This window comes from Stenotrophomonas sp. SAU14A_NAIMI4_8 (genome assembly GCF_003086695.1).
Classification (GTDB): domain Bacteria; phylum Pseudomonadota; class Gammaproteobacteria; order Xanthomonadales; family Xanthomonadaceae; genus Stenotrophomonas.
Genome location: NZ_CP025999.1, coordinates 3,437,741 through 3,451,077, shown reverse-complemented (window position 1 = coordinate 3,451,077; position 13,337 = coordinate 3,437,741). Strand labels below are relative to the sequence as shown.

10 protein-coding genes are annotated in these 13,337 nt (G+C 64.9%); 6 read left to right on the top strand and 4 right to left on the bottom strand.

Annotated elements, in window-relative coordinates; genetic code table 11:
• Positions 1–8: 8 nt before the first annotated feature.
• Positions 9–872, bottom strand: coding sequence for an A24 family peptidase (locus tag C1930_RS15700; protein WP_108772149.1), 864 nt, complete (start codon positions 870–872; stop codon positions 9–11).
• An 8-nt stretch (positions 873–880) separates the two neighbouring features.
• A complete protein-coding gene (locus C1930_RS15695; RefSeq protein WP_108772148.1) occupies positions 881–2,140 on the bottom strand; it encodes a type II secretion system F family protein in 1,260 nt (419 codons plus the stop codon).
• A 354-nt stretch (positions 2,141–2,494) separates the two neighbouring features.
• Between C1930_RS15695 and C1930_RS15690 the strand changes: the two genes are divergently transcribed.
• From C1930_RS15690 to pilB, 6 genes are all read left to right on the top strand, one after another.
• On the top strand, positions 2,495–2,899 hold the full coding sequence (locus C1930_RS15690; protein ID WP_108772147.1) for a pilin: 405 nt from the start codon (positions 2,495–2,497) through the stop codon (positions 2,897–2,899).
• An 81-nt stretch (positions 2,900–2,980) separates the two neighbouring features.
• On the top strand, positions 2,981–4,885 hold the full coding sequence (locus tag C1930_RS15685; protein ID WP_159093625.1) for a hypothetical protein: 1,905 nt from the start codon (positions 2,981–2,983) through the stop codon (positions 4,883–4,885).
• Complete coding sequence (locus tag C1930_RS15680; RefSeq protein ID WP_159093624.1) at positions 4,882–5,349, top strand: GtrA family protein; 468 nt, start codon at positions 4,882–4,884, stop codon at positions 5,347–5,349. Before C1930_RS15685 ends, C1930_RS15680 begins: the two co-directional genes overlap by 4 nt.
• Entirely contained in the window at positions 5,346–6,890 is a 1,545-nt protein-coding gene (locus C1930_RS15675) for an NAD(P)/FAD-dependent oxidoreductase (protein ID WP_108772144.1), read from the top strand. Before C1930_RS15680 ends, C1930_RS15675 begins: the two co-directional genes overlap by 4 nt.
• A gap of 97 nt (positions 6,891–6,987) precedes the next feature.
• Positions 6,988–7,965, top strand: a complete 978-nt coding sequence (galE, locus tag C1930_RS15670) for a UDP-glucose 4-epimerase GalE (RefSeq protein ID WP_108772143.1) — start codon at positions 6,988–6,990, stop codon at positions 7,963–7,965.
• 117 nt (positions 7,966–8,082) lie between these two features.
• Positions 8,083–9,810, top strand: a complete 1,728-nt coding sequence (pilB, locus tag C1930_RS15665) for a type IV-A pilus assembly ATPase PilB (protein WP_108772142.1) — start codon at positions 8,083–8,085, stop codon at positions 9,808–9,810.
• A gap of 335 nt (positions 9,811–10,145) precedes the next feature.
• On the opposite strand, the gene C1930_RS15660 is transcribed toward pilB, so the two are convergent.
• Positions 10,146–11,528: a sigma-54 dependent transcriptional regulator gene (locus C1930_RS15660; protein WP_108772141.1), complete on the bottom strand. Its 1,383-nt coding sequence runs from the start codon at positions 11,526–11,528 to the stop codon at positions 10,146–10,148.
• 53 nt (positions 11,529–11,581) lie between these two features.
• Positions 11,582–13,195, bottom strand: a complete 1,614-nt coding sequence (locus C1930_RS15655) for an ATP-binding protein (RefSeq protein WP_108753961.1) — start codon at positions 13,193–13,195, stop codon at positions 11,582–11,584.
• Between the last annotated feature and the right edge of the window lie 142 nt (positions 13,196–13,337).

Here is a 13,337-nt window from a genome sequence, read left to right as displayed (position 1 = left end):
CGGTGCCGTCAGCGCAGCCCGCTCATGACCAGGTACTGGTTCAGCAGCGGCTCGCCCCACATGAAGAACAGCCAGCCGGCCAGCGCCAGGTAGGGGCCGAACGGGATGGGGGTCGCCTTGTCACGGCCCCGGCTGTACAGCCAGATGGAGCCGACGAGGGCACCCAGCACCGAGGACATCAGGATGATGGGCAACACGCCCTTCATGCCGCACCAGGCGCCCAGGGCGGCCAACAGCTTGAAATCGCCGTGGCCCATGCCTTCCTTGCCGGTCAGTTGCTTGAACAGCCACCACACCGACCACAGCGACAGGTAGCCCAGAAGCGCGCCCAGCAGGGCGGGCTTGGCCGGCATGTACAGGTTGTCGATGCTGCCTATCAGGCCCAACCACATCAGCGGCAGGGTCAACTGGTCCGGTAGCAGCTGGGTGCGCAGGTCGATGCCCGACAGGGCAATCAGGAAGCAGGTCAGCACGATGGCGCCGAAGCCCTGCCAGCCGAAGCCGAACTGCCAGACGCAGGCCAGCACCATCACCGCGGTCAGCGCTTCCACCAGCGGGTACTGGATGGAAATGGGGGCCTTGCAGTGGCGGCACTTGCCGCCCTGGATCAGCCAGCTGAACAGGGGGATGTTTTCGTACCAGGACAGCTTATGCTTGCAGTGCGGGCAGTGCGAGGGCTCCACCACGATGCCCGGCGGGGCCGGTTCGTAGTAGTCCGGTTCTTCCAGAACCTCGCGCGCATCGCGCTTCCACTGCCATTCCAGCCGCTTGGGCAGGCGAAGGATGACGACGTTCAGGAAACTGCCCAGCAGCAGCCCCAGGCCGGCCGCGGCGGGGTAGCCGAGGCCGGGATGCTGGTCGAGAAATGCCATTGTTACCTTTAGCCGACGACGGCGCCGAGTTTGAAGATGGGCAGGTACATGCCGATGACCATGCCGCCGACAATGGTACCAATGAACACCATGATCATCGGTTCCAGCAGGCTGCTCAAGGCGTCCACGGCGTTGTTGACCTCCTGCTCATAGTACTCGGCCACCTTGAACAGCATGGTGTCCAGGGCGCCGGCCTCTTCGCCGATGCCGGTCATCTGGATCACCATGTGCGGGAAGAGGTTGGTCTGCTTCATGGCCATGTTGACCGGGTAGCCGACCGCCACGTCATCGCGCATGCGCAGGACGGCTTCTTCGTAGACCTTGTTGCCGGTGGCGCCGGCGACGATACCCAGCGCTTCCACCAGAGGTACGCCGGCCTTGAAGGTGACCGCGGTGGTGCGCGCGAACCGGGCAATGGCACTGTTGTGCATGATCTCGCCGATCACCGGGACCTTCAGGATGATCCGATCCACCCGGTGCTGCAGGGTGGGTGATCGTTTGAAGGCCATGATGAAGCCGACCACGCTGCCGACGGCGACGATGAGCATCAGCCACCACCAGGACACCATGAAGCGCGAGGCGTTCACGATCAGCTGGGTGAAGGCGGGAAGATCGGCGCCGAAGTTCTTGAAGACTTCTTCGAACTGCGGGACCACCCAGATCAGCAGGATGGAGCTGACGATGATGGCCACGGCCACCACCATGGCCGGGTAGAACATGGCCTTCTTGATCTTGCCCTTCAGGGCTTCGATGTTTTCCTTGTAGTTGGCGATGGTGTCCAGCACGGTTTCCAGGACACCGGCGCCTTCGCCCGCACGGACGAGGTTGCGGTAGAGCTCATCGAACTGGACCGGGTACTTGCTGATCGCCTCATGCAGCGACGAGCCGCCCTCGATGTCGGTACGGATACCGTCCACCAGCTTCTTCATGCGCGGGTTCTTGTGCCCGCTGGCGATGATTTCCAGCGACGACACGATCGGCACGCCGGACTTCATCATGGTCGCCATCTGGCGACTGAAGAAGGCGATGTCCTTCGGCGTGACGCGCTTGCCGGCCGCGCCGAACATCGGCTTCGGTTTGACCTTCACCTGCCCGGGGTTGATGCCCTGGCGGCGCAACTCGGCGCGCAGCAGGTTGGCGTTCTTCGCCAGCTGCTCGCCTTTCATCTTCACGCCCCGCTTGTCGGTCCCCTCCCAGACAAACGGCTGCAGCTCCATCGTGGCGCGGGCCACGGGCTCTTTCTTGATCGCACTGCGACTGACAGACATGTAGGCTCCCCGGCCCGCCATCCCCAGGCGGGCATCCAGTGTCCGATGTTAGCGGGTTAAACGCCGTCTGGGCAGCAGGCAGGCCGACCACAATGCGATTTCGTGTCGGCTGCCGACCAAAGGTGACGCACTGCGTCACATTGCCGCCTCCGTCGCAGAATTCTCACCGGGGGGTTCCCATCCGCGAAATAGCTGCCATCATTGGCCCCGGGGAAATCCAGGGGGAGGCGTGCCGGGGTTGGCACGCAACCTGCGTTGATCCACCCGCAGGGCGCAGGACCCGCTCACCCGGCCGCCGGCCGGACCGCTCCTGGGCACTGACATCAACCACCACTATCTTGGGGATGTACGACTATGAAGAACCAGAAGGGCTTCACCCTTATCGAACTGATGATCGTTGTTGCGATCATTGCCATCCTGGCCGCCATCGCTCTGCCGGCTTACCAGGACTACCTGATCAAGTCGCGCGTGTCGGAAGTCGTGCTGGCCGCGTCTTCGGCCCGCACCACCGTGGCTGAAGCCGCTGCTTCGGACACCGGCACCGCGATGCCGACCACCGTTGCCATTGAAACCCAGTCGTCCAAGTACGTTGCCAGCGTTGCTTACGCCAACAGCAAGATCACTGCCACCGCGCAGAACCTGGGCGGCACCGCAACCGGCGACATCACCCTGACCGGCAAGAAGGAATCCAACGGCCAGGTCACCTGGACCTGCAGTGGCTCGATCCCGGCCAAGTACCGTCCGGCCACCTGCCAGTAATCCGGCAGGCGTAACACGCCAGACGTTGTACCCGAGCCCCGCGTCTGCGGGGCTCGCTTTTTCTGGATGCGGACCTCGTTCATGCTGACGTTGCGCAGGATCGCGCCTTGGTGCTTTGCGCTGGCGCTGATCGTCTATCTCAGGCCCTACACCGGTATTCGCCATGATGCGACGCTGTATCTCGCGCAGGCATTGCGACTGATTTCGCCGGACATCTTCAACCGCGACCTGTTCTTCGTGGCAGGCAGCCAGGCCAGTTTCACCCTGTTCCCGCAGCTGCTGGCGCTTGTGCTGGCCCACGTGGAGCCGGGCAAGGCCTTCATGGCGTTGACCTTCGTCAGCCGCCTGCTGTTCTATGCGGCCAGTGCGTGGTGTGTGCACGTGCTGTTCCCGCCGCGCTGGCGTTGGCCGGCGCTGCTGGCGTTGATCGTGATGCCGACCGGCTACGGCGCGTTCAGCATGTTCTCGTATGCCGAACCCTTCCTGACCGCACGGCCGATTGCCGAGGCGCTGTGCTTGCTGGCGCTGGCGGCCCTGGTGCGGGGGCGGCTGGGTTGGGCGATGGTGGGATTTGCCGCTGCGGGGCTGCTGCACCCTCTGCAGGCCATCGCGGCGGTGCTGGTGGCCTGGTGCTGGCTGGTGCTGGGGGATCGCCGCTGGCTGTGGTCGCTGCTGCTGGCGGTACCCGTGCTGGTACTGGCGGTCCTGAAAGTGGGGCCGCTGGGTGGTCTGCTGCGGGTCATGGACCTGCAGTGGCGCGAGATGATCGATGGCGTGGGCGACCAGGTGTTCCTTGGGGCCTGGACCCCGCGGGACTGGTGCATCGTGCTGGCCGATCTCTATCTGCTGCATCTGGTGGCACAGCGCGGCGACACCTGTACGTTGTTGGGCCGCCTGGCCAAGGCCGTGCTGCTCGCCACGATCGTGGGCCTTGGCCTGAGCTATCTGCTGGCCGATGTGCTGAGGCTGATCCTGCCCATCGGACTGCAGCTGTGGCGCGTGTTGTGGCTGGCCCATTGGCTGGCCGCTGCAGCCATTCCGTTCCTGGTCTGGGAGCAATGGCAGCGCGGCGGGCGTGATTGGGTGGGGCCGCTGCTGGTCATTGCCATTGCCGTCATTGGTGCCAGTGTGCCGCGCAGCACGCTGCCCTGGGCGGTGCTTGGCCTTATCCCATTGCACATGGTCTGGCCCTTGGTTGCGGCCCGGGTCAGCACGCCCATCCGCCGCCTGCTGCTGGCCGGTCTGGCCGTCGCCCTGGCCGTCGCCTGTTTCCGGTACCAGATGCAGATGTGGGCCGTGTACGAGATGACGGGGCGCAACTCCGAAATCATCCGCCAGGACGTGATGATGTTCGCCTACCCGCTGCTGTGCGGCGGGGCCGTGGCGTTGCTGGTCTGGGGCTATCGGCGCAGTGGTGAGAAGGGCCAGGCATTGCTGGGTGTGCTGTCGGTGCTGGCCTTGCTGGCGTCGTTGTGGCTCTGGGATTCGCGTAGCCCGTGGACGCGCGTGCAGGAATCTGCGCATGGCACTCCGGTATTCACCGAGGCTGTTCCGCGCAGCGCAGTAGTGTTCTGGTATGCCAGCGAGGCGTCCCCGCGCGCCGCATGGATGGTGCTTCGTCGCGCCAATTACTTCAGTCCGCAGCAGCTGTCCGGGCAGATGTTCAATCGGCAGACCGCGTTGCTCGGAAAGCAGTTGAACATCCAGGTTGAGCCGGTGACATTGCAGGCGGAAATCTGCGACGTCCTGGCCAACGTGCAGGAGAATCCGGAACCCTGCCGGGTAAGCGAGGCAGGGATTGAACACCTGTGCACCCGGCATGGCGATCTGGCGCCGCCGGACTACTTCGTGCTGCCGTATGACCAGGAAAAGCACGTGCGCAGCCGGTGGCAGGTTCGACACCCCGGCAGCGGTGAAGTGATCGCCACCGAATATCTGTACAAGTGTTCAGATTGGGCGGCGACCGGGAGCGAGGCCACGCCATGAGCGAGCAGCCGCTGGTGGAACTGGAAGGGCCCGTCGAGACTCGGCGGGGGTGGCTGTCTGAAGGCGGCGGCTATCTGCTGGCCTCGGCGGCAGCGCTGTTGGCGGACCTGGGCGTGTTCGCGCTGATGGCCCACCTGGGCTGGGGCTGGTATGCCGCCGCAACGGGGGGCTTCCTGCTGGGCAGCGTTGTGGCCTACGTCATCAGCGTGCGCTGGGTGTTTGCGACGCGCAGTTTCCGCTCGCGATCGGCGGAATTGGCGACCTTTGTGCTGATCGGCTGCTTTGGCTTGCTGGTCGTGCAAGGCGTAATGTGGTTGTGTATCGAGTGGCTTGGCGTACCGGGGAGTATTGCCAGGCTCATTGCGGTGGGCTTTTCGTTCACCAGCAACTTCGTACTGCGTAAATTGATTCTGTTCCGGGCGCGCGCGCGCGGCCGGTCCATTGGGGAAGGGGAAGCAGCATGAACAAGCAGGTAGTAATCATCGGTGCCGGCCCGGCCGGCCTGACCGCAGCGCTGGAGCTGGTGGGGCAGCCTGGCGTGCAGGTAACCATTGTCGAGGCCGACGATTGTGTCGGTGGCATTTCGCGCACCGTCAATCACAACGGAAACCGCATCGATATCGGCGGTCACCGGTTCTTTTCCAAGTCCGATTGGGTCATGCAGTGGTGGGCCAATCTGATGCCCATCGAGCACGCCGGCGATGTGCCGTTGAACCTGCGCTACCAGGGGCAGGCTCGCGAAGGACTGCCGGTGGGTGCTGCGCGGGCGGAGGGTGCCGAGCCCACAGCGATGCTGGTGCGCAATCGCCTTTCGCGCATCTACTTCAATCGCCGCTTCTTCTCCTACCCGCTGAAGTTGAACGCGGACAGCTTCCGCAACCTTGGGCTTGGCAAGTCCATGCAGTTTGGTTTCAGCTACCTGCGCTCGCAGGTCAGCAAGATCGAGCCTGAGCGCAGCCTTGAAGACTTCCTGATCAACCGCTTTGGTCAGCGCCTGTACCGCCAGTTCTTCAAGGAATACACCGAGAAGGTCTGGGGCGTGCCGTGCAACCAGATCAGTGCGGAGTGGGGTGCGCAGCGCATCAAGAGCCTGTCGATCACCAAGGCGGTGTTCCACGCGCTGCGTGGCATGCTGGGCATGAACGGGAAAGTGGCGCAGACCTCGCTGATCGAAAATTTCCTGTACCCCAAGCACGGTCCGGGTGAGATGTGGGAAACCGCGGCACACGTGTTCCAGGCCCGTGGCGGTACGCTGTTGATGAAGCACAAGGCGGTGGGACTGGCGGTTGAGGGCGGCGAAGTGCGCAGCGTGACGGTGCAGGGCGAATCGGGCGAAGCGTTCCAGCTCGAATGCAGCCACGTCGTTTCCACCATGCCGGTGCGCGATCTGGTTGCCGCCTCGCGGCAGAGCTGGAGCGAAGATATCGCGGCGATCGCCGACAACCTGCAGTACCGCGATTTCATCACGGTGGGCCTGCTGTACCGGGCCGATGAGCTGCCGCGCGCACTCGGCGATAACTGGATCTATATCCAGGAGCCCGGCGTGAATGTGGGGCGTGTGCAGGTCTTCAACAACTGGAGCCCGTACATGGTGAAGGACGCATCCATGGTCTGGATGGGCCTGGAGTTCTTCTGCCGCGAGACGGACGATCTGTGGAAGATGCCCGACGCGGACCTGCAGGCGCTCGCCCAGCGGGAAATGCTGCAGATCGGTCTGGTCTCGGCCGCATCGGCACAGGATGCGGTCGTCATCCGGGTGCCCAAGGCCTACCCGGGTTACTTCGGCGAGGCCTACGCGAACTTTGACCGGCTGCGTACCGCGCTGGACGCAGTGCCCAATCTGTTCCTGGTGGGCCGCAACGGCATGCACCGCTACAACAACCAGGACCATTCCATGCTGACGGCCAAGGAAGCAGCCGACCAGATCCTGAGCGGCAACGTGGACAAGAGCCGTCTGTGGTCGATCAACGTGGATGACGAGTACCACGAAGAGGCCAAGGCCTGAGATCAGTCAGTCTTGATCCTGCCAGCACCTGCCCGCGTGGCAGGTGCGGCGCTGGATCGAGTTGTCGCGGTATTGGATTGTGCGTGGAGACGGGCAGATGTGGAACGTCCTGGTCTGCGGAGGGGCAGGGTATATCGGCAGCCACATGTCGCAGTGGCTTGCCGGACAGGGTCATTCGGTTACGGTGCTGGACAACTTGTCCACGGGCCATCGTGCGGCTGTGAAGTGGGGCGACTTCATCCATGCGGACCTGCTGGATGAATCTGCCCTGGAACGGGCATTTGGCGGGCGCCACTTCGATGTCGTGATGCATTTTGCAGCGACCTCGCTGGTGGCTGATTCCGTGGCGGACCCGTTCACCACCTACCAGAACAACATCACCGGCTCGCTGAACCTGCTGCGGCAGATGCGGCGCCGGGATGTTGGTCGTCTGGTCTTTTCCTCGACGGCGGCAGTGTTCGGGCAGTCTGCGACCGGGCTGATCGACGAGCAGCACCCCATGCATCCGATCAACCCGTATGGTGCGAGCAAGTTGATGGTCGAGCGGATACTGGCCGATGCCTGGGCCGCGCATGGCATGTCCTCGGTAGTGCTGCGCTACTTCAATGCAGCGGGGGCGCTTGCCGAGCACGGGATCGGCGAGGCGCATGCCTGTGAGACCCACTTGATTCCCAATGTCCTGCGTGCCGCGGCGGGGCAAGCGCCGCCGCTGAGGATATTCGGGTCCGACTACCCGACCGTCGATGGCACCTGTGTCCGCGATTACGTCCATGTCCAGGACCTGGCCCGTGCCCATGCATTGGCGGTCGAGCTGCTTGAGCGTTCGCCCGGGGCCCACGACTTCAATCTGGGAAGCGAGGAGGGATCGTCCGTGCTGGAGATCGTCGCGGCGGCTGCCGAGGTGGTTGGGCGGCCCGTGCCCTATGACCTGGTAGCGCGCCGCCCGGGCGATCCTGCGCGTCTGGTTGCCTCCAGCGGCAAGGCCCAGGAGGTGCTGGGATGGACACGTGAGTGGCGTGACCTGGGCGCAATCATCGAAAGCGCCTGGCGCTGGCACCGTGCGCAGCCCTTCTGATCGTGGCCGGGCCGCCCCGGGGCATGCGTTCACGCTGGCTGCGCGGTTAGTATGGCACCCCTATGCACAATGCCGCGTCCGCCTCGGGCGGAGCGTGGGCCCCAGTAGAGGAATCGCATGAACGCCGTCACCACCGCCAATCTCGTCGGCATCACCGGCCTGGCCCGCCGCCTCGTACAGGACGGCGCGCTAGATGAAGCCGGCGCCCGCGATGCCATGGCCAAGGCAACGGCCGCCAGGCAGCCGCTGCCGACCTGGTTCGCACAGAACAAGGTGGTGGGGGCTGCTCAGTTGGCGGCCGCCAATTCGGTTGAGTTCGGCATGCCGCTGTTCGACGTATCCACGTTCGACAGCAGCCAGAACGCCATGAGCCTGGTCAGCGAGGAGTTGCTGCGCAAACACAACGTGCTGCCGCTGTTCAAGCGCGGCGGCAAGCTGTTCGTGGGTACCAGCAATCCAACCCATTCGCTGGATGAGATCAAGTTCCACACCAACCTGGTCGTGGAGCCGATCCTGGTCGATGAAGACCAGATCCGCCGCACCCTGGAGCAGTGGCATTCCAGCCACGACACCCTGGGCGATTCGTTGGGGGGCGACGATGATGCGTTGGCCAACCTTGATATCAGCGGTGGTGAAGAAGATGCCGCAGCCGGCGACAGCGGCGTAGACGCCAAGGGCGACGACACCCCGGTGGTGAAGTTCGTGAACAAGGTGCTGGTCGATGCAATCCGTAAGGGCGCGTCGGACATCCACTTCGAGCCCTATGAAGACGACTACCGCGTGCGCCTGCGCATTGATGGTCTGCTGAAGATGGTGGCGCGTGCGCCGGTGAAGTTGAACCAGCGCATTGCCGCCCGCCTGAAGGTGATGGCGCAGCTGGATATCGCCGAAAAGCGCGTGCCGCAGGACGGTCGCATCAAGCTGAACCTGTCCAAGAGCAAGCAGATCGACTTCCGCGTCAGCACCCTGCCGACCCTGTTCGGCGAGAAGGTGGTGCTGCGTATTCTGGACGGCAGCGCGGCCAAGCTGGGTATCGACAAGCTGGGTTACGAACCGGACCAGCAGAAGCTGTTCCTGGAAGCCATCCACAAGCCCTACGGCATGGTGCTGGTGACCGGCCCGACCGGTTCGGGCAAGACGGTTTCGTTGTATACCGCGCTGGGCATCCTGAACGACGAAACGCGCAATATTTCCACCGCCGAAGACCCGGTGGAAATCCGTCTGCCCGGCGTGAACCAGGTGCAGCAGAACAACAAGCGCGGCATGACCTTTGCAGCGGCCCTGCGCTCGTTCCTGCGACAGGATCCGGACATCATCATGGTGGGCGAAATCCGCGATCTGGAAACGGCGGAAATCGCGATCAAGGCGGCGCAGACCGGTCACATGGTGCTGTCCACGCTGCATACCAACGATGCGCCGCAGACCATCGCGCGTCTGATGAACATGGGCATTGCCCCGTACAACATCACTAGTTCGGTCACCCTGGTGATCGCCCAGCGACTGGCGCGCCGGCTGTGCAACAACTGCAAGCGGCCGGCCGAACTGCCGGCGCATGCGCTGCTGGCCGAAGGCTTCACCCAGGCACAGTTGGATGCGGGTATCCAGTTGCACGAAGCGGTGGGCTGCGATGAGTGCACCGAGGGCTACAAGGGCCGTACCGGCCTGTACCAGGTGATGCCGATGACCGACGAGATTTCCACCATCGTGCTGGCCGGCGGTAACGCCCTACAGATTGCCGAAGCCGCGCAGGCGATCGGCGTGAATGATCTGCGCCAGTCGGCGCTGAAGAAGGTAGCGGCGGGTGTGACCAGCCTGGCTGAGATCAACCGCGTTACCAAGGATTGATGCGGTTGGCCCGGTAGATCCACGCCATGCGTGGATAACGCAGGCCCGATGGGGTCAGAGCCCTTTCCTACGGAAAGGGATCCGACCCCGGTAGATCCACGCCATGCGTGGATAGCGCAGGCCCGAATGGGGTCAGAGCCCTTTCCTGCGGAAAGGGATCCGACCCGGTAGATCCACGCCACGCGTGGATAGCGCGGGCCCGATGGGGTCAGAGCCATTTCCTGCGGAAAGGGATCCGACCCCGGTAGATCCACGCCATGCGTGGATAGCGCAGGGCCAATGGGGTCAGAGCCCTTTCCTGCGGAAAGGGATCCGGCCCCGGGGCCTTCCGGCCCTTATTCCATTCCCAGCTTTTTCAGCTTGTAGCGCAGCGCGCGGAAGGTGATGCCCAGCTGCGCGGCGGTGCGGGTCTTGTTCCAGCGGTTTTCTTCCAGCGCACGCTGGATGGCGCTGCGTTCCAGCTGCTCGATGTACGAGGGCAGGGCGGCATTGCCGGGCTGCAGGTCGGCCACGGCTTCGGCCACTACGGCCGGTTGGCCGCCGCCGGCGGTGCGCGGGGCGTGCTGCGGCAGGCGCAGGTCGTCGGCGCCAATGCGGTCTTCTTCGGCCAGCGCCAAGGCGCGCTCCAGGATGTTTTCCAGTTCGCGCACGTTGCCGGGGAAGCCGTACTGGGCCAGCGCGTCCAGCGCCGACGGTGCCAGCAGCGGGGTGCCACGGCCGTGGCTGCGGGCCAGCCGCGCCAGGATGGCACCGGCCAGGTCGGGCAGGTCCTGGCGGCGCTCGCGCAGCGGCGGCACCTTCAGTTCGATCACGTTGATGCGGTAATACAGGTCGTGGCGGAAGCGGCCGTCTTCGACCAGTTCGGCCAGGTCCTTGTGGGTGGCCGACAGGATGCGCACGTCCACCGGTTCTTCGTTGGATGCACCGACGGCGCGCACCGATTTTTCCTGGATGGCGCGCAGCAGCTTCACCTGCATCTGCAGCGGCAGTTCGGCCACTTCATCCAGGAACAGGGTGCCGCCATGGGCGGCCTGGAACAGGCCCGGCTTGTCGGCGTGGGCGCCACTGAAGCTGCCCTTGCGGTGGCCGAAGAACTCGCTTTCCATCAGCTCGCTGGGAATGGCGCCGCAGTTCACCGGCACGAACGGGCCGGCCGCGCGGGCGCCCTGTGCGTGGATGGTGCGTGCCACCAGTTCCTTGCCCACGCCCGATTCGCCCAGGATGTAGACCGGGGCCTGGCTGCGGGCCACTTTGCCGATGGTGGTGCGCAGCACGTCCATGGCCGGCGAACTGCCCAGCAGGCGCGCGGCCTGTTCGGCGGCCGGGCCGGTGGCGGGGCGCTCGGCGTTGTTCAGTTCCAGCGCGTGCTTCACCAGCCCGCGCAGCACCGAAATGTCCACCGGCTTGCTGACGAAATCGAAGGCGCCGGCCTTCAGTGCTTCCACCGCCAGATCCATGCTGCCGAAGGCGGTGATCATCGCCACCGGGGTGCGCGGGTAGTGGTGGGCGATCTCGCTCACCAGCTCAATGCCGTTGCCATCGGGCAGGCGCATGTCGGTGATGCACAGATCGTAGGGATTGCTGGCCAGCAGCTCGCGCGCTTCGGCAAGGTTGGCGGCGGTGCTGATGCGCAGGCCCATGCGGCCAAGGGTCAGCACCAGCAGTTCGCGGATGTCGCGTTCATCGTCGACGATGAGAGCGCTGCGGGTTTCGTTCATGGGCGGAAAGATAGCCGAGGGGGGCGGAAGCGACAAATACTTGACGCGCTGGATCAGGTCGGAAGCAGGGTGTGCGGGCCCGGCAGGACCAGGCGGAAGCACGAGCCGCCGGCCGGCACCGGGATGTAATCCAGGCGTGCCTGGTTGGCGCGGCACAGCTCACGGGCGATGTACAGGCCCAGGCCGGTGCCGTGCTCGGACGTGGTGAAGAACGGGCGGAACAACTGCGCGGCCACCGCTTCAGGAATGCCGGGGCCACGGTCCATCACGTCGATCACCGCGTTGCGCTCGTGCAGGGCCACGCGCAGGCGCACGCGCGCTGGCTGCTGGCCCACGCGGCCATACTTCAGCGCGTTGTGCACCAGCACGGTCAGCACCTGGTACAGGTGGCGGGTGTCCACCTGCGCCGGCACCGAGGTGTCGGTGATGATTGGTTCGATGCTGTCCGTTTCCAGCGTCTGGCCCTGCTTGTACTCCAGCACGAAGCGGCGCACGAAGGCGGCCAGATCGACGTTTTCCGGGGTGGCACGTTCACGCCGGGCCAGGCCCAGCACGCTTTCCACGATGCTGTTGGTGCGCTGGCACTGCTGGTGGATGATCTGCAGCAGGCGGCGGTCGCTTTCGTTGAAGCCGGTGCCTTCTTCCAGCAGCTGCACCGCGTAGTTGATGGCGGCCAACGGGTTGCGGATCTCATGGGCCAGGCTGGCCGAGAAGCGGCCCATGGCCGACAGGGTGAGCGATTCGGCGCGGCGCGAGACCACGCTGGAATCGTCCAGGAACACCAGAGCCAGATCGCTGCCGGCCAGCAGGCGGGCGAAGCGCGGCTGTACTTCCGGCTGGTCGGGGTTGAGCTGCAGCGGCAGTTCGTCCTGGGTCCAGCCGTTGCGCCAGCGGTTGAGGCGGCGTGCCAGTTCCGGGGCGATGCTGGTCAGGTCCAGTCGACCGGTTTCGCCCACGCCATCGTTGTCGCCCAGCAGCAGCGAGGCCGCTTCGTTGGCCAGGGTGATGCGGTTTTCGCCATCGACCACCAGCACGCCGGTGCGCATGCGGCGGATGATCAGTTCGTTGATCTGGAACAGGTTGGCCACTTCGTCGCCGCGCTGGTTGGCCAGCTGCTGGTTGCGACGGGCGCGGTTGCCCACCTGGTAGCTGATGAAGGCCAGGGCCAGGTAGCTGGTGGCGAACATGGCCAGTTCGGCCAGGGTGCGGGTGGGGTCGCCACCTTCCAGCACCTTCCACAGGTATTCGGCGGCGGTGGCCACGCTGGCGGCCAGCGCCAGGCACAGACCCCAGCTGAGCGGCAGCAGGGTGGCGGCCGCGGCGATGTTGAACAGCAGCGACATCGAGATGCCGGCGCTGGCGCCGGGCAGGGCGTGCGCAAGCAGGCTGGCGGCGACGATATCCAGCAGCACGCCACCGACCACGGTGGGGCGCAGCCAGCGTTCGCTGCGGCCGATCAGCAGCCACAGCAGCGACAGGCCCAGGTAGGCGCCGCCCACGGCATAGGCCAGGCGCGGGTGGTGGGCTTCGCCGACCATGGCCGACAACGGGCTGTAGAGCAGGGCGGCGATGACCGACGCGATCAGCACCCGGTACAGGGCGAAGAAGTACAGCTCACGCCGCGGTATCGATTCGATGCGGTCGATCAATGAAGCACTGGGTGACACGCCGGAACTCCCCTTCTGGCTGCCTGGAACTGGGTTTTGACGGCGGTGGCCTGCAGCGTAGCCGATGTTCCCCCGATCATCGGAACCGCTTTGGCACGGCCGCCCCCAGTATAGGCCTGTGGAAGCGATTTCCTGCGCAATC